Genomic DNA, 24,148 nt, shown 5'->3' with positions numbered 1-24,148 from the left:
CCTCACTGTGCACAGCACGGTCCGCGTAGCCTCGCACCGTGCGCGCCAGAGTCGAGACCGTCCGGATCGACGGACTCCCCGTGCGCCTGCACACCCTGGCACCGGCCGGCCGGGTGCACGACGTCCTCGCCCCGACGGTCGTCCTCGTGCACGGCATCGGCATGTCGCACCGGTCCTTCGCGCGGTCGCAGCGGGCACTCGCCGCGACGCACCGGACCGTCAGCGTCGACCTGCCGGGGTTCGGCGGGCTCCCGGCAGCCGGCCGGAGCCTCACGATGACGGAGCTCGGGGACCTCGTCGTCCGTGCCGTGTGGTCCCGTGGGGCCGGCGACCTCGTGCTCGTCGGACAGTCCATGGGGACGCAGGTCGTCGTCGAGGCAGCGCGTCGGCACCCGGACGCCGTCGCGTCGGTCGTGCTCGTCGGTCCGGTCATCGCCGCGGGTCGCCGTCGACTGCTCACGCAGGCGCTCGACCTCGGGCGGGACGGCTTCGTCGAGGGCGCCCGGATGAACGCGGTCCTCGTGACCGACTACCTGCGGAGCGTGCGCCAGTACGTGCCCGAGCTCCGAACGATGCTCCGCTACCGGCTCGAGGACACCGTCGCCGAACTCACCCAGCCGGTGCTCGTCGTCCGCGGTGACCAGGACCCGATCGCGCGCCACGACTGGTCCGCCCGGGTCGCCGCGACCGCCCCACGTGGTGCGTTCGTCGAGCTGCCGGGTCCGCACCACGTGCAGGAGCGCCAGCCGGTGGCGTTCGCACGGCTCGTGGGGGAGTTCCGCCGCGTGCAGACCCTCGAGGGCCCGCGATGACCGACGCGACCACGTCGGGGACGGATGGGCCGCGCACGGACCGCACCGCGCCTCCTGTCCGCGTCACGGTGCTCCGCCGCTGCCGGTGGGCCGTCCTCGACTGGTGGTACGCGATCCGCTGGCAGGTGCGGAGCCTCGGCCCGACGACCGCCGACGACTACCGGAGCGGCGACGGCCAACCGGTCGTCGTCGTGCCGGGCGTCTACGAGACCTGGCACTTCATGCGCCCGCTCATGGACGCCCTGCACGACCGCGGACACCCCGTGCACGTGCTGCCGGTGCTGCGGCACAACCTGCGCCCGGTCCCGGAGTCCGCGGCGGAGGTGCTGGCGTACCTCGAGGCGCACGACCTGCACGACGTCCTGCTCGTCGCGCACAGCAAGGGCGGACTCATCGGGAAGTACGCGATGACGCGGCTCGACGACCACGGCCGGATCGACCGCATGGTGGCGGTCTCGACGCCCTTCGCCGGCTCCGGGTACGCACGCCTGGCGCCCGTGCGGCACCTCCGTGCGTTCCGGTCGAGCGACCCGGTGCTCGCCGGCCTCGCACGGGAGCTCGACGCGAACGCCCGGATCACGAGTGTGTACGGCGTGTTCGACACGCTCATCCCCGAGGGCAGCGCGCTCGCCGGGGCGACGAACGTGCGGGTGCCGGTCGGCGGGCACTTCCGCATCCTCGGCGACCCGCGAACGCGTGCGGCGGTGCTGGCGGCGGCGGACCCCGAGGTCAGCGCGGACTGACGCTCGCGCGCTCGACGATGCGGTGCGGGACCACGACGGTCTCGGGCGGCGCCTCGCGGTCCTCGATCCGCCGGGTGAGCAGGTCGAGCGCCGCGGTCGCGAACGCCCGCCGGTCGAACGACACCGTGGTGAGGGCGGGGATCGCGTAGGCGGCACCGTCGACGTCGTCGAACCCGACGACGCTCACCTGCTCGGGGACCCGCACGCCGCGGGCCGCGAGGACGTGCAGCACGCCGAACGCGATCGAGTCGGTGAAGGCGAACACGGCGTCGGGCAGCGGATGCTCGTCGAGCCACGCCGCGAACGCCGACGCCGCCGCGCTCGTCGTCCACGCGGCCAGCGGGACGCGGAGCCCGGGGTCGGCCGCGATCCCGGCTCGGGCGAGACCGGCGAGGTACCCGCGCTCCCGCAGCTCGCTCGTCGCGGTGGCCTCGACGGCGCGGGCGGCTCCGACGATCGCGATCCGCCGGTGCCCCCGTCCGACGAGGTACGACGTGACCTGCTCGGCAGCGGCGCGGCTGTCGACGTGCACCTGGTCGACGTGCTCGGGCTCGACCTCGCCGATGACGACCGTCGGGGGCAGGCCCTCGGTGGAGGCGAGGACGCTCGCGCTGAGCGACACCGGGTTGAGGATCAGCCCGTCGACGAGGTGCGCCCGGGCGCGCGAGACGAGGTCACGCTCGCGGGCGGGGTCGTTGGCCGTCTGGTCGAGCTGCACGGTCCAGCCGCGGTCCCGCGCGAGTTCGACGAACCACTGCGCGAGCTCGGCGGAGTAGGCGCTGGACATCTCGGGCAGCGTCAGGGCGATCGCCCCGGAACGTCCGTTGCGCAGGCCCCGGGCGGACAGGTTCGGCACGTAGTCGAGCTCGGCGAGCGCCTGCTCGACCCGTTGCCGGGTCTCCGGGCGCACCACGACGCCGCCGTTGATCACGTTGGAGACGGTCTTCGGCGACACCCCGGCGAGGGCAGCCACGTCCCGCACGGTCGCGCGCATCGGCACGAGCGTAGCGCGGGGACGGGTCAGGGCCGCACGGACCGGTGCGCGTAGGTCGTGTAGCCGACCGGGATCGTCGCGCGGCCGGCGGTCTCCGGGTCCTCGTCGAGCACACGTCGCACCCGGTCGAGCAGTGCGGTGCGCTCGTCGGGCGGGAGCACGATGACGTAGCTGCGCGAGGCGACCATGTCGAGGAACGCCGCGCGGTCCTGCTCGTGCACCCACGGGAACCGTTCGTGCTCGACGGCGTCGGGGTCGAACGGTGCGCCGACGACGGGTGCGCTCTGGACGCTCGCCCGCGACTCGGGCTGGGCCAGGATCGCGCTGATCCGGGCGGCCCACGGTCGGGTCTCGTCGCGGACGTTCCACACCAGCCCGAGGACCCCGCCGGGCCGGAGCACCCGGGCGGCCTCGCGGGCACCCTGCACCGGGTCGACCCAGTGCCAGGCCTGCGCGAACGTCACGGCGTCGGCGCTCCCGTCGGGCAGGAGGATCGACTCGCCGCTGCCCGCGAGCGTCCGCACGCCCGGCAGCACCGCCGTGAGTCGCTCGCGCATCGCCCGGTCGGGTTCGACCGCCACGACCTCGGCGGCGCGTCCGACGAGGCTCCTGGTGAACTTCCCGGTGCCCGCACCGACGTCGGCGACGAGTCGGGCGCCGGACGGCAGGAGCCAGTCGACCGCCGCATCCGGGTACCCGGGCCGCCCGCGCTCGTAGGCGTCGGCAGCGGCCCCGAACGAGTTGGCGTACGGCGCGGAGGTCATGCGACCAGCATGCCCCGCCTGGCGGGTGACGGACGGGAGGCGCGGGTCGGGCCGGTCGTGCGCCTCCCGTCCGGCCGCGTGCCGGCCTGGAGGCACGGGTCGGGGCCGCCACGCGCCTCCCCTCCGCAGTGGGGTCGCCGCGGCGACGCGTCGGTCACGCCGTCGGGACGAGCACCGTCCTGCCGGTCCGCAGCGACTCCTGCGCCGCGAGGACGATCGACAGCGTCCGCAGCCCGACCTCGACGTCGGGCTGGGGCTGGACACCGGCCCGGACGGCGCCCAGGAACGTCCGCAGCATCGGCACGTCGTGGTCCGCCCCGTACCGCAGTTCGATCGGTCGCCCGCCGACCGCGTCGAGTCCTCGGGCGGCAGCGCCGAAGAAGTCGACCGAGACCGTCCCGCCGGTCCCGGCGACGTCCAGGGTCAACCCGCCCCAGGCCGGCGCCGTGTCCGGACGGCTCCACGAGCAGTCGATCGCGGCGATCATCCCGGTGTCGTACGTGATCGTCACGAGCCCGGCGGTCTCGGCGTGGGCACGACCCGCGTGCAGCACCCGGTTCGCGACCGCCGTGACGGACACCGGTCGCGCGCCGGTCAGCCCGTCGACGAGGTCGGCGACGTGCACGACGTGGTCGACGATCGCGCCGCCACCGCTCAGCGCCGGGTCGGTGAACCAGTCGCGGGTGAGCGGGAGCATCCCGTTGTTCGCGCCGCGGACCGAGAAGACCGTGCCGAGCGCCCCGGAGGCGTGCGTGGCCCGCAACCGGTCGAACGCCGAGGCGAAGCGCACCGGGTAGGCCGTCATCAGCGTCACCCCGGCGCGCTGGACGGCGTCACGGATGGCCAGGCCGTCCTCCCACGAGGTCGCGAGCGGCTTCTCGCAGAGGACGTGCGCACCCACGGCGGCAGCGCGTTCGACGAACTCCCGGTGCCGGGCGTTCTCGCTCGTCACGACGACGGCGTCCGGACCCCACGCGAGCAGGTCGTCGACCGACTCGGCGTACCGGACGCCCTGGGCTCCGGCGAGGTCGGCGCCGCGGAGTTCGCCGAGGGCAGCCCCGGTCGAGACGCCGCCGGGGTCGGTCCCGCGTACCTCGACGTCGGGCATCGCGGCGAGTGCGGACAGGTACCCGATCGCGTGCGTGTGGGCGAAGGACAGGACACCGACGCGGAGTGTCACAGCGTCACCTCCACGGGCTGACCGGAGTCGACGGACGCGAGGGCGGCGTTGGCGATGCGCACCGCGACGGCACCGTCCAGAGCGCTGACACGGGGGAGCGGTCCGCCCTCGGACGCCGCGACGAAGTCGGCGAGCTCGAGGGCGTACGGGTCCTCGGCGGGGTCGACCGGTGGCAGGAACCCGTCCACCGCGGTCGGAGTCGCGAGGTCGGCGCGGGTGTCCTCCTCGGCGAGGGACGAGTGCGCCAGGCTGCCGAGCGTGCCGGTCACGGAGTACTCGGTGCTGAAGGCGAGGTGCTGCGGGCCCCAGAGCCCGGCGACGTGGCTGATCGCGCCGGACGCGTGGGTGAGCAGGACGTGCGCGGCCTCGACCGGGTGCTCGGCGTCCCCCGCGCGGACGGTGACCGCGGACACCCTGGTGACCGGACCGGCCACCCAGCGGGCGATGTCGAGGTCGTGGATCATCTGGTCCATCACGATGCCGCCGGACTGCGCCCGGTCGCCGAACCACGCCACCCGGGTCGGGAACGCGCCGGAGCGCGAGAAGCGCAGGACGGCGAGGTCGCCCAGGAGGCCCGCGGTGACGGCCTCGTGCAGCCGCCGGTACGCGGGGAACCAGCGCACGACGTGGGCCGGGTAGAGGTGCAGGCCCGCGTCCGCCGCGCGCGCCACGAGGTCCTCGGCATCGGCGTCCGTGCGGGCCAGCGGCTTCTCGGAGACGACGTGCCGTCCGGCCGCGAGCGCCCGACGGACGACGGCGGCGTGGGCGGGCGTCGGGACGACGACGTCGACGAGGTCGACCGCCGCCAGCAGCTCGTCGAGCGAGTCGGCGACGGTGATCGTGCTGCCGACCCGCGCGGCCTCGTCCGCGAAGGCCGCGGCGAGTTCGTGCGCGCCGTCCTGCGAGTGCACGACGACGTCACCGAGGCGGAGCAGCCCGGGGACGTGGGCGACCGCGATGCTGCCGGCGCCCACGAGTCCGATCGTGCGGCGTGGACGGGGTGCCGACTGCGACGTCATGGAGCCAGCGTAGAGGTCGTGTCCTCCTCGGGCCGTGACCGTTCCGGTTCGCGGAACCCGGGGATCGTGAACCGGAACGGTCACGGTTCACGCGGCGGACCCGCGCCCGGGGCGAGCGGTGCCCTACGCTCGGCCTGTGGGGAAGCGTGGCATCTACGTCGAGACCATCATCGACGCCGACGTCGACCGGGTGTGGGCGGCGACGCAGGACCCCGTGCAGCACGTGCGGTGGGACGTCCGGTTCTCCGAGATCGTCCCCGAGCCGGCGGACGCGGACGGCGCGGCCCGCTTCACGTACGTCCGGCGCTCCCCGCTGCACGACGTGCACGGGACCGGGGTGAGCATCGGCGAGCGGCGACGGGCGGACGGCACGAGGACCTCGGCGCTGCGGTTCGCCACCGACGACCGGCTCTCACCGATCCGTGCCGGTCGGGGCTACTGGCGGTACGTGCCGACCGATGACGGGCGCACCCGGTTCGTCACCGGCTACGACTACGACCCCGGCTGGGGGATCCTCGACGTGGTGGTCCGGCCCCTCCTGGGCTGGGCGACGGCGTGGAGCTTCGACCGCCTCCGGATCTGGGTCGAGGGCGGTGCCGAGCCGGAGGCCTGGCCGCTCACCTCGGTGCTGCAGCCGTGGCGACGGGACCGGCCCCGCGCCTCCCGGACCCGCCGCGCACCCGCGGGCGGCTCTCGTCGAGGCGACCAGCTGCACGACGCGCCCGCCACGCTGGCGGCGCTGCCCGACCCGGGAGGGGATCGATGAGTTCGGTGTTCGAGGAGGCGCTCGGCGCCGACTTCCAGCGGCTGCACCCGATGATGCGTCGCCGGTTCGGCGTGGGGCTCGACGCGGCCGAGGCGTGCACCGGCCGCGGGGTGATGACGTCGATCCGTCGGGGACCGTGGTGGACCATGCCGTTCCTGCAGATCGGTCGGCTGCGGAACATCCTCGTGCCGGACGTCGGGACCGACGTGCCCTTCACGATCGAGAACTACCCGTACCGCGACCGGTACGGCCGCGAGACGGTGACCTTCGTCCGGACCTACACGACCAAGCCCGGGCGGACGGCGCGGTTCGACGCCACGATGGTCCTCGCGGACGGCCGGGTGCTCGACTACCTCGGGTCGCACCAGCACCTCGCGGTGGACCTCGACCTCGCCGTCGACGACCGCGGCGGACTCGTGCTCACCTCGGACGCCCAGCGCTTCTACGAGGGCCCGATCGCGTTCCGCTTCCCGATGCTGTTCAGCGGTCGGGCGACCCTCAACGAGTGGTGGTCGGAGGACGACCAGGCGTTCCACGTCGACCTGGAGGTGCACAATCGGGTCTTCGGGTTCCTGTTCGGGTACCGCGGGACGTTCACCTGCGAGTGGACGCCGGCGACCGACGCGCCCGAGCGACTCAAACCGCGGCGGACCGAGCTGCGGACCTGACCGACCAGACCCGGAGGAACCCGTGACCGACACGCCCTTCCGACCGGCGCTCGCGACCTTCTTCCGGGGCCTCGCAGCGCACAACGACACCGCGTGGTTCGAGGACCACCGCGACGACTGGCAGCGGCACGTGCAGGAGCCGATGGAGGCGCTGCTCGCCGAGGCCGAGCGGCGGTACGGATCCGGCCGTGTCCTCCGCCAGCACCGCGACCTGCGCTTCACGCCCGACAAACGCCCCTACCGCGAGGACACCGGGCTCACCGCGGGTGGCGTCTACCTGAGCGCCGGGGTCGACGGGATCCAGGCCGGCGGCGGGCTCTACACGCCGTCCCGCGCGCAGCTGACCGCGGCCCGCACCGCGATCGACGAGCACCCGCAGGCGGCCGCCGCCCTGCAGCGCGTGCTCGACGAGCTCACCGACGCCGGCTTCGAGCTCGCCGGTCCGCCGCTGAAGACCGCGCCGCGCGGGTACCCGGCGGACCACCCCCGGATCGGACTCCTGCGCATGCAGCACTACGCCGCGCTGCTGCACCTGCCGCTCACGAGCCCGCTGGCCGACGTCGTGGACGCCTGGGAGCGCGTGCAGCCCCTCGTGCGGTGGACCGTGAAGTGGGCCCGCGCGGACGACCCGGAGGCATCGGACGACCCGGCGCCGCCCGTGCCCGGCGCACGGTCGATCGACGAGCGCGCCTGACCCGGGCGGGCACCCGACCCGAGTGGGCGCCTGGCCCGGGGCGCGGCCCGGACCCGTCGGTCAGCGGCGCAGCCAGCCGGCCTCGGCGAACACCGTCTGCAGCTCGGTCACGAACCGCGACGCGTGGAAGCCGTCCGTCACCGCGTGGTTGACCTGCATCGCGAGCGGCATGATGGTGCGCCCCTCGACGAACCGGTACCGCCCGATCGTGAAGATCGGCAGCAGGTGGTCCCATCCGTCCCGCACGTGCAGGGCGAACCCGGTGAAGGACGCCCCCGGCAGCGTCGAGATGTCGAACACGTTCTGCGGGCGGTCCTCCTGCGGGAACATCCGGTGGTCGTCCCGGTAGCGCTCCATCGTCGCGACCGCCGCCTCGTGGAAGCGGGCCGGGTCCTCGTCGTACGGGACCGTCAGGACCGAGAACGTCTCGGTGTCGGCGTGGAACACCGTGAACATGGGGTGCACGACGTCCCAGACCGCTGGCGAACCGTCGTCCTGCAGCTGCATGCGGAACTCGGCGTGCCGGTTCACGACCGACGCGATGGCCCAGATCTGCGACGCGTACGTCCGACGGTCGGTCGCGCGGACGGTCTCGGCGAAGTCCGTCACGTCGAGCTCGACGGTCATCTCCCACGTGCAGGGCACGCGGTCGCGGTAGTGCGCGAAGTGTTCGCGGCGGGGCCAGCGGTCGAGGTCGACGGGTCGGAGTTCGGTCACGGCACCAGCTTCGTCGCGAGTGCCTGGTCGAGTGCCGTGCGGTCCCCGTCGATCCGCACGTCGACGGCGTCGATGCCGCTCGAGCGCAGGGCCGCCCGGAGTCCGTCGACCCCGGTGAAGCGGTGCACCGGCATGCCGAGCTCGATCGCACCGCCGAGCTTCCGCTCCGAGTCGTCGGTGAAGAACACCTCTGGGCCGTCGAGGTCGAGTGCGTCGAGCACGTGCTGGAACGCCCGGACGTCGGGCTTCGTGAAGCCGATCTCGTGCGAGCTGAACACGGCGTCGACCCGGTCGTGCAGGCCGAACGTCGCCACCTCGGCGGGGACGCCGTCGGTGCCGTTCGTCAGGACCGCCGTCGTGCAACCCGCCGCACGCAGCTCGTCGACGAGATCGAGGACCTCGGCGTCCGGGGTGAACGGCTGCCGACCCCGGGCCTCGGCCGCCGCCGGGTCGCCGATGCGCTCGCCGACGACCCGGACCCACTCGGCCCGGGTGATCCGGCCGGTCGTCACCTCGTCGATCAGGGGTGCAGCGAACGCCACCGCCTCGATCGTCCCGGAGGCGAGGTCGTGTGCGTGTTCGATCGCCTCGACGTGCTCCGGGTGGAAGTGCCGGATGACGCCGTCCAGGTCGAAGAGGACCGCGCGGATGTCCGTCACGAGACCTCAGTCGTTCGGGCGGATCAGGCAGAACGGGTGGCCGGCGGGATCGAGGTACACGCGGAACGTGTCGGTGCCCGATCCGGTCGCCGTCGCGCCGATCGCCAGGACCGCGGTCTCGCCGGCGTCCAGGTCGTCCACCTTCACGTCGAGGTGGCTCTGCTGGGGGACGTCCTGCCCGGGCCACTCGGGCGCGCGGTACTCCGCCACCCGCTGGAACGCGAGGATCGGTCGGTGGTCCGTGAAGGGCAGTGCCACCTCGGCCCATCCCTCGTCGAAGCCCACGATCTCGCCGCCGAGCAGTTCGGCGTAGAAGCGGGCGAGCGCACGGGGGTCCGAGCAGTCGAGGACGATGACGTCGAGCGTGCCGATCATGGCCGACACGCTAGCGGGATCAGCGCGCGGCGGCCAGGGCCTTCGTGATGCGCTGCAGCGAGACCGTCTCGGCCGTGCCGAGCTCCTGCGCGAAGAGACTGAGCCGGAACTCCTCGAGCATCCAGCGGGCGTGCACGAGCTCCGGGTGCGCCCCGGCGGCCGGTGGGAACGTGCCCCCGGCGTCGAGGTAGCGGTCGGTCGCGACGGTGACCTCGCGCATCCAGGTGGCGTCGCGCCCGGGGTTCTGCAGCAGCTTCTGCACTCGAGCGTCGACACCCTGCAGGTACACCCGGATGCGCCGCAGCCGATCGAGCCCCGCGACCGCGACGAACCCGGGGAACACGAGTCGCTCCATCTGCTGACGCATGTCCGTGAGCGCCGGCAGCAGCGACATCGAGTTGGCCTGCTTGAGCGATCGTTCCGCGGCCCGGTGCGCGGCGAGGACGGCAGCGACCTCGGACACGGCCGTGAACATGGTGTCGACGACCGTCGCGGACACAGTGTCCCGCACGGCCTCGAAGTCGGCCTTGGTGAACACCAGCCCGTCGGGGTGCGCCCTGCGGATCCCGGCGTCGACGACCGCCGCGAGGACGTCGTCGAAGAGCGCCGCGGTGGAGGGGTACGGGCTGGCGGCGAGCGCGAGCTTCTCCTGCGCGGTCAGGTGGGACTGGATGTAGGAGACCGGCGAGGGCACGGCGTGCATGACGAGCCGCCGGACACCCGCGGGCATCCGCACGGCCCGGTCGGACGGCGTCGCGAGCAGCTGGACGCCGACCGTCGCCTTCGGGCCGTCGCCCTCCTCCACGAGGGACGGGTAGGCGCGGATCACGCCACCCGCCTGCTTCGTGTCGAGCACCTGCGGCAGGTCGTCGGACGGCCAGGCGGTGAGCCCCGACCCCTCCACGGCGCCACCGGAGGCAGCGGACGCGACGCGAGCCGCGCCTCCTGGACGCCCTGCGGCGCGCGTCGTCGCCGAGGCGACGCTCTGCTGCGTCCGGTCCTTGAGCTTCGTCTGGAGGGCCGAGAGGTCCTTGCCGGCCTCGACCCGACGGCCGCGCTCGTCGACGACCGCCCACGTCGGCAGGAGGTGTGCCGGGACCCGCGAGAGGTCGAAGTCCGACTCCGACACCGGGACGTAGGTCATGCGCTGGACCGCCGTGGCGAGGGTCGCGCGGAACGACTCGGTCGGCTCGGTCGGGGCGTCGTCCGGCAGCTCGGCGACGATCTTCTCCGCCCAGTCGGCAGCGGGCACGACGTTCTTCCGGATCTGCTTCGGCAGGGACTTGATGAGCGCGGTGACGAGCTCCTTGCGGAGGCCGCGGACCTGCCAGTCGAAGCCCTCCTCACGCATCCGGGGGAGCAGGGCGAGCGGCACCTGCACACTCACACCGTCGTCCTCGGCGCCGGGCTCGAAGCGGTACTTGATGGCGAGGCGCTGGTCACCGCTGCGCCACTGGGTCGGGTACTCCTGCTGGTCCTGAGCGGCTTCCGCAGCGTCCTCGTCGAGGAGGTCGGACCGGCGCATGGTGAGCAGGTCCGGCTGGTCGCGCCGCGTCTGCCGCCACCAGCCCTCGAAGTCCCGCGTGGTGGCGACGTCGGCCGGGACACGGGCGTCGTAGAACTCGAAGACCCGCTCGTCGTCGAAGAGGATGTCGCGGCGACGGGTGCGCTCCTCGAGCTGCTCCAGTTCGCGGCGGAGCTTCCGGTTGTCGCGGTCGAACGCCTGCTGCGCGTCCCACTCGCCCTCGACGAGGGCGTGCCGGATGAAGAGCTCACGCGAGTGCTCGGGGTCGACGCGCTTGTACTGCACCCGACGTCGCTGCACGATCGGCACGCCGAACAGGGTGACGCGCTCGTACGCGACGGCAGCGCCCTGCTTCTTCTCCCAGTGGGGCTCGCCGTACGTCCGCTTCAGGAGGTCGCCGGCGAGGGGCTCGACCCAGGCCGGGTCGATCCGGCCGACCGTGCGGGCGAAGAGCCGGCTCGTCTCGACGAGTTCGGCGACCATCACCGCGTCCGGCTGCTTCTTCGCCAGCACGCTGCCCGGGAACACCACGAACCGGGTGTTCCGCGATCCGAGGTAGTCGCGCTTCTCGCGGTCGCGCAGACCGATCTGGCTGAGGAGCCCGGCGAGCAGCGACCGGTGCACAGCGTCGCCGTCGTCGGACCGGGCCTGCCCGATGCGGACGTCGACCTGCTTCGCCGCCCGCGAGAGCTGCCGGTACAGGTCCTGCCACTCGCGGATGCGGAGGTAGTTCAGGAACTCGGCCTTGCACAGGCGGCGGAAGGCGCTCGACGAGAGCTCGTCCTGCTTGTCCTCGATGTGGTTCCAGAGGTTCAGCAGGGTCAGGAAGTCGCTCGTCGGGTCGGCGAACCGGGCGTGCAGCTGATCGGCCTGCGCACGCTTCTCGAGGGGACGCTCGCGCGGGTCCTGGATGCTCAGGGCGCTGACGACGGCGATGACCTCGCGCCCGACGCCCTGTCGACCGGCTTCGAGCACCATGCGTCCGAGCCGCGGGTCGATCGGGAGCCGGGTGAGCTGCCGCCCGGTCTTCGTGATCGAGCCGGAGCCGTCGACGGCGCGCAGCTCGCGGAGCAGGTCGAGGCCGTCCTTGACGCCCCGGGAGTCCGGCGGCTGCAGGAACGGGAACGCCTCGATGTCGCCGAAGCCGAGGGAGATCATCTGCAGGATCACCGCGGCGAGGTTCGTCCGCAGGATCTCTGGGTCGGTGTACTCCGGACGACGGCCGAAGTCGTCCTCGGAGTAGAGCCGGATCGCGATGCCGGCACTCGTCCGGCCAGCACGACCGGAGCGCTGGTTCGCGCTCGCCTGCGAGATCGCCTCGATCGGGAGCCGCTGTACCTTGGCGCGTGGCGAGTACCGGGAGATGCGGGCGGTGCCGGTGTCGACGACGTACTTGATGCCCGGGACCGTCAGGGAGGTCTCGGCGACGTTCGTGGCGAGGACGACCCGACGGCGGATCCCCGGGGTGCTGCGGCGCTCGAAGACGCGGTGCTGGTCGGCGGCGGACAGACGGCCGTAGAGGGGCAGGACCTCGGTGCCGGGGTAGTGCTTGCCCTCGATGGCGTCCTGGGCGTCGCGGATCTCGTTCTCGCCGGACAGGAACACCAGGACGTCGCCCGGGTCTTCCCGAGCGAGTTCGTCGAGCGCGTCCGTGATCCCCTGCATGGTGTCACGGTCGTCGGCGCTGCTGCCGTGGTCGTCCGTCCGCGGGTCGTCCTCGTCCCCTCCGTCGTCGGCGTCGTCGGAGTTCTCCGCGACGAGCGGGCGGTACCGGATCTCGACCGGGTACGTGCGGCCGGAGACCTCGATGATCGGCGCACCGCCGAAGTGCTTCGAGAACGACTCCGGGTCGATCGTCGCGCTCGTGATGATGAGCTTGAGGTCGGGGCGGCGGGGGAGGAGTCGCTTGAGGTAGCCGAGCAGGAAGTCGATCGTGAGGGACCGCTCGTGCGCCTCGTCGATGATGATCGTGTCGTACCGCTTGAGGTCGCGGTCGAAGTGGATCTCGTTGAGCAGGATGCCGTCGGTCATCAGCTTCACCCGGGTGTCGGAGGACACCTTGTCGGTGAAGCGGACCTGGTACCCGACGAGTCCGCCGAGTTCGCCGCCGAGTTCTTCCGACACACGCTCGGCGATGGTGCGGGCCGCGATCCGTCGGGGCTGCGTGTGCCCGATGTGCGTCCGTCCGAGCTCGAGGCAGATCTTCGGCAGCTGCGTGGTCTTGCCCGACCCCGTGGCGCCCGCGACGATCACGACCTGGTTGTCGCGGATGGCGGCAGCGATGTCGTCCCGCCGCTGCGACACCGGCAGTTCGGGCGGGTACGTGATGACGGGCAGCGTGGTCGACATGAGCATTCCAGGATACCCGTCAGCGGCTCGCGTCGCTGAGCTGCGCGGACAGCGCGTCCGCCGAGCGCGCCGGGAGCGCACACACCCGGTCGTGGCAGACGTACGCCGCGCCGTCGTCGTCGGCGCGGCCCGCGAGCAGCTCGAAGCCCGCGGCAGCCCAGGCCCGGGCCTGCGTCGGGTTCATGAGGGCGATCGTCGTTCCCGGTCGCCTGGCCGCGAGCGCGGCCGATCGCATCGGGTCGTCCGGGTCCGACGTCACCACGACGACCTCGCGCGAGGGACGCCCCAGGGCGAGCGCGACCCCGAGGGCGTCTGCGTGCCCGAGCGGTCGTCCCGTCCCGGTGACGGCCCGGTCGGCCACGAGCGAGGCTGCCGCTGCCCGCAAGGACTGGTCACCGGTGAGCGCGGCCAGCGTCGCGGCGGCCGCGGCGAGCGCGACCGTGCCGGAGCGCACGGCGGTCTGCGGCTGCTCGCCCGTGGCGGTGCCGGCAGCGGCGAGCACCGGGTCGGCGTCGAACCGACCGGCGACGCCGTCGGCGACCAGGGACCGGGCGACCTCGGCGTAGTGCACCGAGCCGGTGACGAGGGCGAGTTCGAGGAACCCCTCGGCGAGGAGCCCCACGTCCTCGATGGTCGGCGCCGCCGTCGAGGTGCCACGCGGGGTGCTCGACCGCACCGCCACGTGCCCGTCCGTGAGGTGCCCGGCCACGATCGCGTCCGCTGCTCCCCGGGCGAGCGCGATCATCTCGTCGTCCCCGTGGCGGGCCCCGGCGATCGCGAGTCCGCGGATCGCGAGGCCGTTCCACCCCGTGAGCACCTGGTCGTCGAGCGGCGGGGGATCGAGTCGTCCGCGCTCGTCGAGCGGCAGCCGGTACCACGCGCCCTCGACCCGTCGGCCGTCGATCGTCGACTCGCTGTCCTGCGCCGCGACGAACGCGCCGTCCGGCCGGCGGAGGGTGTCCCGCAGGAAGTCGGCGATGCCCCGGGCCTGTTCTGCCCCGGCGACCGCGAGCAGTCCGGCGTTGTCGTAGAGCATCCGCTCGTAGTGCGGCACCGACCAGTCGCGCCTGGTCGCGTACCGGAAGACCCCGCCGTCCGCGTCGGTCAGCTCGGTCGTGCGGATCGCGTGCAGGGAGCGGTCGAGCAGCGCGGATGCCTGCTCACCGCCGTCGGCGGCGACGTCCGACAGGAACTCGAGCAACGGTGCGCTCGGGAACTTCGGCGCACCCCCGAAACCGCCGTAGGTGGTGTCTTCAGCACGTGCCAGTTGGTCGACGACGGCCCGGATCTCGTCGACGGCCGGGAGGCGCGGCGCACCCCCGCCACCGACCGCACCACGCGGGGCGGTGCGGTCCGCCTCGGCGCCCTGCCGGATCGCGGCGGCGATCGCGCTCGCGTTCGCGTCCACCTCGTGCCGGCGGTCCGTCCACGCGTCGAGCACCGCGGCGAGGATCTGCCGGAACGCCGGTACCTGCCCCACCGGCGACGGCGGGAAGTACGTGCCCGCGAAGAACACGTGCCCCTCGGGCGTGAGGAAGGTCGTCAGCGGCCATCCGAGCTGGTCGGTGAACGCGCTCGCCGACGCCATCAGGCTGGCGTCCACGTCGGGGCGTTCTTCGCGGTCGACCTTCACCGCGACGAAGTCCTGCCGGAGCAGCTCGCCGATCCCCGGGTCGGAGAAGCTCTCGCGGGCCATCACGTGGCACCAGTGGCACGTCGCGTAGCCGACGGACACGAGGACGGGGACGTCTCGCTCGCGGGCTTCGGCGAACGCTTCGGGACCCCACTCGCGCCAGTCGACCGGGTTGTCGGCGTGCTGCAGGAGGTAGGGGCTGATCGCGGTGCCGAGGCGGTTGTCGGTCATGCGTCCAGCCTGCCTCCCTCGGCCTGGGTGCCGCGCCGTCAGGCGCGATCTGTGGACGGATCTGGTCCGTCCACAGGTGACCGCAGGTCGATCCACCCGGTGCGGGCCGCGAGCCGCACGGCCACGTCACCGGATGCCATGGAGTCCGTGTCCACCCACGTGACGTCGCCCCGGACCGCCGCGTCGAGCCTCCCGGCCGTCCGCGTGCTGTGCGCCAGCTGCGCCTCGGGCAGGTGTCCACCGGACCGACGGCGCAGGCGGTCGGCCGTGGTCGCGTCGTCGGCGCGCAGCAGGACCGCGGTCACGACGGGGTCGTCGCCCATCGCCCGCGCCAACGCGTCCTGTTCCAGCACCGACACGGTGTTCGTGTAGACCAGCCGGTGGTGACCCAGCTCGCGGTAGGCGGCCCACATCGCGGCGAGGTTCCGTTCGGCGAGCCGGGCCTCGGGGTGCTCGACGTGCGGCGCCGGGTGGGCGAGGTCGAGGAAGTCGCCCTCGATCACGGCGTGCCGGACGTCGGCGGCGACGAGCAGGTCGTGCAGGGCCTCGGCCGCGGTGGTCTTGCCGACCCCGGAGCGTCCGCCGATGAACAGGACCTCGGAGCGGGGCACGGGTCAGCCGCGGTGGCTCAGGGACAGCAACGCGAGCGCGGCGTCCTCGGGGCCGTAGTCGAACAGCCGGTCCCAGAACGGGTCGGCCGCCCACGGGACGTCGCCGTCCGCCGGGACGGCGTGGGCCGTCTCGACGAGCCAGTCGAGCTCGGGTCGGACGGCCGTCGCGAACGCGGGCGGCTCCCACCCGAGCGACCGTGCCGCCGTCGTGTCGAGGACGAACGGCGTCGGGGACGACCACGGGGTCGTGCCGACGAACGCGGGGGCGCCTTCGTCGAGCAGGACCTCGTCGAAGGCGTGGTCGAGGTGTCCCGCGATCGTGCGGACGATCTCGAGCACGCTCGGGGCAGTGTCGTCGGCCACGTTGAGGATGCGCCGGTCGGGGGCGTCCGCCACGAGACGCACCAGCGACGCGATGCCGCTCGCTGCGGTGGTGTGGTCGACACCGCGGCCGTGGTCGGCGAGCAGGATGCGTTCCCGGCCGTCGAGGGCGCGGCGGACGACGAACCACTCGCGGGGTCGTCCGATGCCGACGCCGTAAACCTTCGACGGGCGGAGCACGGTGACGGGCGCGCCGTGGTCGAGCAGGACCTGCTCGGCGGCGACCTTCGCCGCGCCGTAGCCGTCGCGCGCGGTGGGGTCGCCGTCACCCGCCGCGACCGTCGGCGTCAGCTCGGTCACCGCACCCCCGAACACCGGCCGGTCGACCGAGTTCGCGTGGCGTCCCTGCTCGTCGACGTACACGGCCTTCGACGAGACGAAGACCGTCGAGCCGACGTCGTCGAGGAAGGGTGCGAGCTGCCGGGCGTCGTCGCGGGTCAGCCCGACGGTGTCGACCAGCAGGTCGGCTCCCGGACGGAGGAGGTCGCGGAGCACCGTCGAGTCCCGGCGGTCACCGGGGACGAACGTCGCTCCCGCTGCCGTGAGGGTGTCGGCCATCGGGCCACCGCGGCGGGCGACGACGTCCACTTGCCAGTCGTCGCCGCCGCGCCCCGAGACGTCGAGGAGCTCACGCGCGACGGCCGAACCGATCCCGCCGGTACCGCCGAGGACGACCGCGCGTCTGGTGCTCATGCGTCAACGGTAGTCCGGGCGGGCCGCGTGGCAGCCGGGCTGCGGCGCGGGCGCCGCGCGGATCGTGCGGCAGCGGGGCTGCGGCGCGGGCGCCGGGTCAGGAGGCCAGCGCCTCGGGTTCGCGGCGCCACCAGTCGAGCAGGGACCCGTCGTACACCCGGACCTTGTCGTGGCCGAGCACCGTGAGCGCGAGGGCATCGGCGCACGCGGCGCTGCCGACCCCGCAGTAGGTGACGATCTCGTCGGCGTCGAGCACCGATGCGAAGGCCTGCTCGAGCGCGGGACGCCGCAGGAACGAGTTCGTCGTCGGGTCGACGATGGCGTCCACGGGCACCGTCGTGCTGCCGGGGACGATCGGCGGGTGCTCGGTGCCGAGCGCGGCGTCCGGCGCCGCGAGGACGAGCGTGGCGGGCTCGTCGCCGCTGACGGCGCGGAGGACCCGGTCGTGGTCGGCCCAGAGCGCGCGTTCCTCGCCGGCGAGGAACGCTGCGGGTTCCCCGGCCTTCCGCGAGGTCGGGGCGGGAGCCGTCCGGAGCGCGCCGACGCGGACCGGGCGTCCTTCGTCCCGCCACTTCGTGAAGCCGCCGTCGAGCACCGCGACCGAGTCGAAGCCGAACGAGCGGAAGATCCACCACAGGCGTGCCGACCACTCGCCGACGCTGTCGTCGTAGACCACGACCGTCGAGCCGTTCGTCACGCCGAGCTCGCTGGCGGCGGACTCGAACCGCTCGGCGTCCGGGCGGGTGAACGGCACGGCGGCGTCGGGCGTGGAGAACGCCTCGACGAGGTCGGCGTACCGCGCACCGGGCACGTGCCCGCGTTGCTCGTACGCGTCCCGTGCGGTCTGCCACGTCGTCTGGAGTCCGGTCCCGGCCGTGTGCACCGAGGCGTCGAGCACGATGAGCTCGTCAGCACCGAGGTGGTCTGCGAGCCACTGCGTCGACACGAGCGGCGAGGTCAGGACGGGGGCCATGGCGCACACGATAACTGGGACCCCTGACGTGTGCGAGGGAAACGGACACACGACGCAACGAGGTCGTGTCGCGGGTCGTCAGACGGGCTGGAGCGGCTCCGGCGGGCCCGCGGGGACCTCGACGCGGATGCGGTCGCCCGGTCGGACGACGCCGCCCGTGACCACGACGGCCATCACGCCGCCCTTCCGCTCGACGGAGCCGTCGTCGGCGCGACCGAGGACGGCACGCAGGAGGCCGGGCTCGAAGTCGTTGATCTGCTGGCACGGGTTCCGGAGGCCCGTCACACGCACGCACGCGTCGTCGCCGAGGTGCAGGAGCGTGTCCGTGGGCAGGCGCAGCAGGTCGATCCCACGGGTGGTGACGTTCTCGCCCATCTGGCCCGGTGCGACCGCGTACCCGGCGTCGGCGACCTCGTCGAACAGTTCCGTGTGCAGCAGGTGCACCTGGCGGAGGTTCGGCTGCGAGGGGTCCCGGGCGACCCGCGACCGGTGCTGCACGGTGGTGCCGGCGTGTGCGTCGCCCTCGATGCCCCAGCCGGCGACGAGCACGACCTCGTCGACGACCGGCTTGCTGAAGTGGTGGTCGGTGTCGCGGCTCACCGAGACGACGACGGGGTGGTCCTGCTCGTGGTCGGTCACCCCTCGATCCTGGCGCGGATCGTGCCCTGGCGCGAGTGGTTCCCGCGGGGAGTGCGACGTTCCGCGAGTCGATCCACGCGCGGGTCGTCGAACATCGCGTGCGACCCGGGGCGGGTGCGCGGTGGCCGCCCGGGTGCGCGGTGGCCGCCCGGGTGTGCGGCGGCCGCCCGGGTGTGGACCTCGAACGACGAGCCCGATGTCGTACGACGTCGACGATGTCGTTCGCACCGGTCGACGATTGCCCGCGTGTGCAAGGAGCGACGAGGCCGCTGTCGTACGACGTCGATGATGTCGCTTGCACCGGTCGACGATTGCCCGCGTGTGCAAGGAGCGACGAGGCCGCTGTCGTACGACGTCGACGATGTCGCTTGCACCGGTCGACGATTGCCCGCGTGTGCAAGGAGCGACGACGTCGCTGTCGTACGACGTCGACGATGTCGTTCGGCGTCAGCAGCGTCAGCGTCGGCCCACCCGCCACCCGCCACCCGCCACCCGCCGCCCGCCACCCTCCACCCGCCGCGCCCCACCCCCTGCCAGCACACACGGACGGCCCGCCCCGGGGGAACCAGGGCGGGCCGTCCGCGTTGAGCAGCGGGGCGTCAGTGCGCGGCGGTCGGGATGCTCCCGGTCGTCGCTGCGCCGGCGCGCTCGAGCTTCGCCAAACGGACCGACTGGCGGTTGATGAGCAGCCCGCCGGCGAGGGCGACCAGCACGAGCACGCCCGCCGAGATGCCGAACGCCACGTGGTAGCCGTCGAGCACAGCTTGCGCCTGCTGGAGCTTCGTCGGCGCCGCGGTCAGCCCGGAGAGGCTGTTCGCCACGACGTCGGCGAAGATCGTCGAGAGCAGCGCGGTCCCGATCGAGCCGCCGATCTGCTGCATGGTGTTCACCGTCGCCGAGGCCACACCGGCATCGGCCCGGGCGACCCCGGTCGTCGCGGTGTTCATCGCCGACGAGAAGATCGTGCCCATGCCGAGGCCGATCACGACGAGCGCCGGCAGGACCGTGCCCGCGTACGAGCTGTCGAGGTCGGTGCGCAGGAGGAGCAGCAGCCCGGTCGCCGCGACGAGGCCACCCGCGAAGATGAGGACCTTCGGACCGACGCGGGGGAGCAGTCGACCACCGATCTGCGTCGCCGAGATCATGATCGACAGCGGCATCGGCAGGAACGCCAGGCCCGTCTGCAGCGAGCTGAACCCGAGGGTCTGCTCGAGGTAGTAGGTCAGGAACAGGAAGATGCCGAACATGCCGATCGCGACGAGGCCGATGGCGATGAACGAACCACCGCGGTCACGGTCGAGGACGACCCGGAGCGGCAGCAGCGGGTGGGCGACGCGCGTCTCGATGACGACGAACGCCGCGATGAGCACCACGCCGGCGGCGAGCATGCCGATTGTGAGCGGGGCGTCCCAGCCGTTGGTCTCGGCGTTGGAGAAGCCGTAGACGACGCCGACGAGGCCGGCCGTGATCGTGACGACACCGGCGACGTCGATGCGCGGACGCTCGACCTTCGGCGGCTTCGCCATGAACACGAGGGCACCGATCACGCCGAGCACCGCGAAGACCACGTTCACGTAGAGGCACCAGCGCCACGACGCGTACTCGGTGAGCACCCCGCCGAGGAGCAGGCCGATCGCCGCACCGGAGCCCGCGATCGACCCGAAGATGCCGAACGCGCGACCGCGCTCCTTCGGGTCGCGGAACGTCGTGGTGAGCATGCCCAGCGCGGACGGTGCGAGCAGCGCACCGAAGACGCCCTGCAGCGCGCGGGCGGCGACGAGCAGGCCGAACGAGTCGGCCAGTCCGCCGAGCACGGACGCGACGGCGAAGCCGACGAGCCCGATGATGAAGGTGTTCTTGCGGCCGAAGAGGTCGCCGAGCCGCCCGCCGAGGAGCAGCAGCGAGCCGAACGCCAGCGAGTACGCGGTCACGATCCACTGACGCTGGTCGGTGCCGAAGTCGAGGTCCGCCTGGGCCGAGGGCAGGGCGATGTTGACGATGGTCGCGTCGAGCACGACCATCAGCTGCGCGAGGGCGATGACCGCCAGGGCGATCCAGCGGTGGTTGGCCTTGTCGGGCGTGGTGCCCGGAGTCGTGGGTGCGGCCCCGGTGGGGGTCGGCACGGTCTGTTCTGCCGTCACGGCAGCCTCCTTCGAGAAGGTGGAGGGGTGGCGGAGCACGCGCCGTCGGGCGCTCCTGGAGCGGAGGGGGTGAAGCGGATGCGACGCATCCGCTTGCGACCAGTGTAGACCGAAACGGAAGGTCTGCATCCGCTTATTCCCAGAAAGTTCAACTAGGTTCGGTGACGTGAGCACCACCGACCTCGAGCGCCCCCTCCGCGCCGACGCAGCACGCAACCGCGAGCTGATCCTGCAGACGGCACGCAAGTGCTTCGCGGAACGCGGGTTGTCGGTCACGTTGAACGACATCGCGCACGAGGCCGGCGTCGGCGTCGGGACCGTCTACCGCCGTTTCGCCGACAAGGACTCCCTGATCGAGGCGCTGCTCGCCACCAAGTTCGAGGCCATGAACGACGCCGCGGCACGTGCTGCGGACGAGTCCGATCCGCGTGAGTCCCTCCGGGTGTACCTGATGGGCGTGTTCGAGTTCCGGGCGCGCGACCGTGCCCTCGCGGACGCCATCGTGCGTGCCGGCAAGTCGCGCCCGTCGATCGTGCAGGAACGCGACCGGCTCGAGACCCAGGTCTCCGAGATCATCCGTCGTGCGCGGGACGCCGGCGTGGTGCGGGTCGGCTTCGACTACCGCGACCTGCCGATGCTCACCTCGATGGTCGGCGCCGTCGCGGACACGACGCGCGCGCACGACCCGAACGCATGGCGCCGCTACGCCGAGGTCCTCATCGAGGGCGTGCTGCCCGGCACCCCCGACGCGCCCATGCTCGGGGACCCGCTCGACCGCGAGTCGATCGAGCGCGCCCTGCACGCGCAGTCCTGACACCGCCCGACCGGGCGCACCAGCGCGCGGTCGTGACACCGCCCGACCGGGCGCACCAGCGCGCGCTCCGGACGCGACCCCGTCCGGGCCGGGAGGCGCGGTGCGGGGCCGACCCGCGCCTCCCGGCCGACGGGTGGTCGCGTGCTACAGCCAGCTCGGCAGCCAGTAGTGGGACCGGACGAAGTCCCACGGCACCTGCATGCCCGTCCACATCGGCAGCCAGTACGCCGACGCGAGCACCACGACGCCCAGGTACACGCCGACCCACACGACGGCACGTGTCCGGCGTGGCCGGGGGTCGTCCCGTCGTCCGAGCACCAACCCGATCGCCGCGGCGAGCGCCATCACCATGAAGGGCTCGAAGGCGATCGTGTAGAACTGGAAGACCGTCCGGTCCACGTAGAGCAGCCACGGCAGGTACCCCGCCGCGACCCCCATCAGGACGAACGCGTACTCCCACCGCCGGCGCAGGATCCAGAGCACGAGCAGCGCCACGACGGCGACGACCGCCGCGTACCAGACGAAGGGGTTCGCGATGCCGGTGATCGCCTCGCCGCAGCGGGTGGCCGTGCAGCCGTCCTGGCCCGCGTTCGTGCCGACGTAGTACATCGACGTCGGGCGCTGCATGACGAGCCAGAGCAGCGGGTTCGCCTGGTACGAGTGCGGGGTGTGCAGGCCGATGTTGAAGCCGTAGATCTCGGACTGGTAGTGCCACCAGTTCTGCAGGCTGTCCGGCACCCACGACAGCACGCCGGTCCAGCGCTCGCCTCCCGTGGCGATCCAGTTCCGGTCCCAGCCGTCCTTCGACACGAACCACCCGGTCCACGACGCCACGTAGGTGACGGCGGCGATCGGCACGGTGAGCAGGAACGACACCGGTGCCTGCTGCAGCCACGCGCTCGAGGACCAGAACTCGATGCCGGCCCGCTTCCGCAGCATCATGTCGGTCAGCACGGAGTACACCGCGAAGAACGCGAGGAAGTACATGCCGGACCACTTCGTCGCGGTCGCCAGGCCGAGCGCCAGCCCCATGGCGATCAGCCACGGCCGCCACCACAGCACCGGTCCCCAGAGCGTGTCGCGTCCGGCGGCCGTCCGTCGGGCGACCCAGGCGTCGAGTCGTCTGGACGTCCAGCGTCGGTCGAGCAGCAGCGCGCCGAAGCCGAGCACGACGAAGAACGTGAGAATCCCGTCGAGCAGCGTCACGCGGGACAGCACGATCGCCTGCCCGTCGACCGCGAGCAGGAACCCCGCCAGCGTGCCGATGAGAGTGGACCGGAACAGCGAGCGGGCGATGACGGCCGTGAGGAACACGGTCGCGATGCCGAGCACGGCGACGGCGAAGCGCCACCCGAACGAGTTGTCCGCGCCGAACAGCAGCATGCCGAGGCCGATGAGGTACTTGCCGAGCGGCGGGTGCGCGATGAACTCGGCGGCGTTCGTGAAGATGTCGGTCTGCCCGTCGACGAACCGCTGGTCCGTCGTCGGCTGGGAGTCGTCGGCGGGGTTGCCCGGCCAGGTGCCCTCGTACCCGAGGTGCACGATCGACCAGCCGTCCTTGACGTAGTAGGTCTCGTCGAACACGAGCGAGTGCGGGTGGCCGAGCGTGACGAGCCGCAGCACCGCCGCCAACAGGGTGACGCCGAGCGGCCCGGCCCAGCGCCACAGTGCGACGCGCCTGGCGGTCGAGAGCGTGCGCCCCCACCAGTCGTCGAGACGGGAACCGACCGGCCCGTCGGGGACGGCGGTGCGGTCGTCGGTCAGCGCGCTGGTCATCGCAGAGCATCCTACGGATCGACGCCATGTCCGCGCTGCCGCGCACAGGCGACCACAATGGTCCCGTGATCGTGCTCGCAGCAACGCCCATCGGCAACCTCGGCGACGCCTCCAGGCGGTTGGTCGAGACCCTCTCGAACGCAAGCGTGGTCGCTGCCGAGGACACCCGCACCGCGATCCACCTCATGCGGGCGCTCGGCATCGAGAACCGACCCCGCCTCATCGCCCTGCACGAGCACAACGAGCGCGCGAAGGCGGCCGAGGTCGTCGAGCTCGCCCGTGACGAGGACGTCGTGGTCCTCACCGACGCCGGCATGCCCGCGATCAGCGATCCCGGCTTCCCCCTCGTCGAGGCCGCCGCTGCCGCCGGGGTGACGGTGACGGCGTTGCCGGGGCCGTCCGCCGTGCTCATGGCGCTCGCCGTGTCCGGCCTGCCGACCGACCGGTTCAGCTTCGAGGGGTTCCCGACACGCAAGGGCGGTGAGCGGCGGCGGCTGTTCTCCGCGCTCTCCGGCGAGCAGCGCACGATGGTGTTCTTCGAGTCCCCGCACCGGCTCGCCGACACGCTGTCCGACATGGCCGCGGGCTTCGGCGACGACCGGCGCGCGGTGGTCTGCCGCGAGCTGACGAAGCTGCACGAGGAGGTCCGGCGCGGGTCCCTCGCGGAGCTCGCGGCGTGGGCGGCCGACGGGGTGCGCGGCGAGATCTGCGTCGTCGTCGAGGGGTCGACCGGGGCGCTCGACGTGACGACGATCGAGGACGGGGTCCGGCTCGTGCTCGAGCGGGTTGCCGCCGGGTCCCGCATGAAGGAGGCGGCGGCGGCCGTCGCGGACGCGACGGGGCTGTCGAAGCGCGACCTCTACGAGGGTGCGCTGGCGGCGCGGTAGACGCGAGCGTCACGGGCCGGGAGGCGCGGCTCCGGACGCGCACCGCGCCTCCCGTCCGGTTCTCCACAGGTGGCGCGCGGGGCGCGTCATGCGGCTCCGGTGCG

General features: G+C 72.8%; 22 protein-coding genes. 7 read left to right on the top strand and 15 right to left on the bottom strand.

Features of this window, described 5'->3' with window-relative positions; genetic code table 11:
• Positions 1-38 precede the first annotated feature (38 nt).
• Entirely contained in the window at positions 39-812 is a 774-nt protein-coding gene (locus ACNQOV_RS01850; protein ID WP_416393115.1) for an alpha/beta fold hydrolase, read from the top strand.
• Entirely contained in the window at positions 809-1,555 is a 747-nt protein-coding gene (locus ACNQOV_RS01845; RefSeq protein WP_416393114.1) for an esterase/lipase family protein, read from the top strand. The genes ACNQOV_RS01850 and ACNQOV_RS01845 overlap by 4 nt, the downstream gene beginning before the upstream one ends.
• Here the strand turns inward: ACNQOV_RS01845 and ACNQOV_RS01840 are convergent.
• The 4 genes from ACNQOV_RS01840 to ACNQOV_RS01825 all read right to left on the bottom strand — a co-directional run bounded on the left by ACNQOV_RS01840 (position 1,542) and on the right by ACNQOV_RS01825 (position 5,512).
• A complete protein-coding gene (locus ACNQOV_RS01840) occupies positions 1,542-2,549 on the bottom strand; it encodes a LacI family DNA-binding transcriptional regulator (RefSeq protein WP_416393113.1) in 1,008 nt (335 codons plus the stop codon). The genes ACNQOV_RS01845 and ACNQOV_RS01840 overlap by 14 nt on opposite strands.
• A gap of 26 nt (positions 2,550-2,575) precedes the next feature.
• Positions 2,576-3,313, bottom strand: a complete 738-nt coding sequence (locus ACNQOV_RS01835; RefSeq protein ID WP_416393111.1) for a class I SAM-dependent methyltransferase — start codon at positions 3,311-3,313, stop codon at positions 2,576-2,578.
• 154 nt (positions 3,314-3,467) lie between these two features.
• On the bottom strand, positions 3,468-4,493 hold the full coding sequence (locus tag ACNQOV_RS01830; RefSeq protein WP_416393110.1) for a Gfo/Idh/MocA family protein: 1,026 nt from the start codon (positions 4,491-4,493) through the stop codon (positions 3,468-3,470).
• Positions 4,490-5,512, bottom strand: a complete 1,023-nt coding sequence (locus tag ACNQOV_RS01825) for a Gfo/Idh/MocA family protein (RefSeq protein ID WP_416393108.1) — start codon at positions 5,510-5,512, stop codon at positions 4,490-4,492. Before ACNQOV_RS01825 ends, ACNQOV_RS01830 begins: the two co-directional genes overlap by 4 nt.
• A 136-nt stretch (positions 5,513-5,648) precedes the next feature.
• Between ACNQOV_RS01825 and ACNQOV_RS01820 the strand changes: the two genes are divergently transcribed.
• From ACNQOV_RS01820 to ACNQOV_RS01810, 3 genes are read left to right on the top strand one after another with little or no spacing between them, the layout of a single operon-like run.
• A complete protein-coding gene (locus tag ACNQOV_RS01820; RefSeq protein ID WP_022906053.1) occupies positions 5,649-6,278 on the top strand; it encodes an SRPBCC family protein in 630 nt (209 codons plus the stop codon).
• Positions 6,275-6,946, top strand: a complete 672-nt coding sequence (locus ACNQOV_RS01815) for a DUF4166 domain-containing protein (RefSeq protein ID WP_416393106.1) — start codon at positions 6,275-6,277, stop codon at positions 6,944-6,946. Before ACNQOV_RS01820 ends, ACNQOV_RS01815 begins: the two co-directional genes overlap by 4 nt.
• 22 nt (positions 6,947-6,968) lie before the next feature.
• Positions 6,969-7,640 (top strand): DUF2461 domain-containing protein, encoded by a 672-nt coding sequence (locus tag ACNQOV_RS01810; RefSeq protein ID WP_416393104.1) that lies wholly within the window; start codon positions 6,969-6,971, stop codon positions 7,638-7,640.
• Positions 7,641-7,700: 60 nt separating this feature from the next.
• On the opposite strand, the gene ACNQOV_RS01805 is transcribed toward ACNQOV_RS01810, so the two are convergent.
• The 10 genes from ACNQOV_RS01805 to ACNQOV_RS01760 form a co-directional block, all read right to left on the bottom strand.
• Complete coding sequence (locus ACNQOV_RS01805) at positions 7,701-8,357, bottom strand: CatA-like O-acetyltransferase (protein ID WP_402267673.1); 657 nt, start codon at positions 8,355-8,357, stop codon at positions 7,701-7,703.
• The gene (locus ACNQOV_RS01800; protein ID WP_416393103.1) at positions 8,354-9,016 is read right to left on the bottom strand and encodes an HAD family hydrolase; all 663 of its coding nucleotides are present in this window, start codon (positions 9,014-9,016) and stop codon (positions 8,354-8,356) included. Before ACNQOV_RS01800 ends, ACNQOV_RS01805 begins: the two co-directional genes overlap by 4 nt.
• Before the next feature lie 6 nt (positions 9,017-9,022).
• The gene (locus tag ACNQOV_RS01795) at positions 9,023-9,391 is read right to left on the bottom strand and encodes a VOC family protein (protein ID WP_416393101.1); all 369 of its coding nucleotides are present in this window, start codon (positions 9,389-9,391) and stop codon (positions 9,023-9,025) included.
• 19 nt (positions 9,392-9,410) lie between these two features.
• Positions 9,411-13,265, bottom strand: coding sequence for an ATP-dependent RNA helicase HrpA (gene hrpA / locus ACNQOV_RS01790; RefSeq protein WP_416393100.1), 3,855 nt, complete (start codon positions 13,263-13,265; stop codon positions 9,411-9,413).
• 19 nt (positions 13,266-13,284) lie between these two features.
• Positions 13,285-15,129 carry a thioredoxin domain-containing protein gene (locus ACNQOV_RS01785; RefSeq protein ID WP_416393099.1) on the bottom strand — a complete coding sequence of 615 codons (1,845 nt, stop codon included), beginning with the start codon at positions 15,127-15,129 and terminating at the stop codon, positions 13,285-13,287.
• Positions 15,130-15,167: 38 nt separating this feature from the next.
• On the bottom strand, positions 15,168-15,740 hold the full coding sequence (locus tag ACNQOV_RS01780) for an AAA family ATPase (protein ID WP_416393098.1): 573 nt from the start codon (positions 15,738-15,740) through the stop codon (positions 15,168-15,170).
• A 3-nt stretch (positions 15,741-15,743) separates the two neighbouring features.
• Positions 15,744-16,814 carry an NAD-dependent epimerase/dehydratase family protein gene (locus tag ACNQOV_RS01775; protein ID WP_416393096.1) on the bottom strand — a complete coding sequence of 357 codons (1,071 nt, stop codon included), beginning with the start codon at positions 16,812-16,814 and terminating at the stop codon, positions 15,744-15,746.
• 97 nt (positions 16,815-16,911) lie between these two features.
• Complete coding sequence (locus ACNQOV_RS01770) at positions 16,912-17,787, bottom strand: sulfurtransferase (RefSeq protein ID WP_416393095.1); 876 nt, start codon at positions 17,785-17,787, stop codon at positions 16,912-16,914.
• 78 nt (positions 17,788-17,865) lie between these two features.
• Positions 17,866-18,426, bottom strand: a complete 561-nt coding sequence (locus ACNQOV_RS01765) for an MOSC domain-containing protein (RefSeq protein ID WP_416393094.1) — start codon at positions 18,424-18,426, stop codon at positions 17,866-17,868.
• A gap of 599 nt (positions 18,427-19,025) precedes the next feature.
• Positions 19,026-20,567, bottom strand: a complete 1,542-nt coding sequence (locus tag ACNQOV_RS01760) for an MFS transporter (RefSeq protein ID WP_416393092.1) — start codon at positions 20,565-20,567, stop codon at positions 19,026-19,028.
• Positions 20,568-20,733: 166 nt separating this feature from the next.
• On the opposite strand from ACNQOV_RS01760, the gene ACNQOV_RS01755 reads away from it, so the two are divergent.
• Positions 20,734-21,381: a TetR/AcrR family transcriptional regulator gene (locus ACNQOV_RS01755; RefSeq protein WP_022906481.1), complete on the top strand. Its 648-nt coding sequence runs from the start codon at positions 20,734-20,736 to the stop codon at positions 21,379-21,381.
• 144 nt (positions 21,382-21,525) lie between these two features.
• Here the strand turns inward: ACNQOV_RS01755 and ACNQOV_RS01750 are convergent, their stop codons facing one another.
• Positions 21,526-23,157: a dolichyl-phosphate-mannose--protein mannosyltransferase gene (locus tag ACNQOV_RS01750; RefSeq protein ID WP_416393091.1), complete on the bottom strand. Its 1,632-nt coding sequence runs from the start codon at positions 23,155-23,157 to the stop codon at positions 21,526-21,528.
• A 65-nt stretch (positions 23,158-23,222) separates the two neighbouring features.
• Here ACNQOV_RS01750 and rsmI point away from each other — a divergent pair, with 65 nt between their 5' ends.
• Positions 23,223-24,044, top strand: coding sequence for a 16S rRNA (cytidine(1402)-2'-O)-methyltransferase (rsmI, locus tag ACNQOV_RS01745; RefSeq protein ID WP_022906479.1), 822 nt, complete (start codon positions 23,223-23,225; stop codon positions 24,042-24,044).
• Positions 24,045-24,148: the final 104 nt, after the last annotated feature.

The sequence above is a fragment of the Curtobacterium sp. LFS084 genome (assembly GCF_047977705.1).
Taxonomy (GTDB): domain Bacteria; phylum Actinomycetota; class Actinomycetes; order Actinomycetales; family Microbacteriaceae; genus Curtobacterium.
The sequence above is the reverse complement of the archived record's forward strand: the minus strand, read 5'-3'. Positions and strand labels throughout refer to the sequence as shown.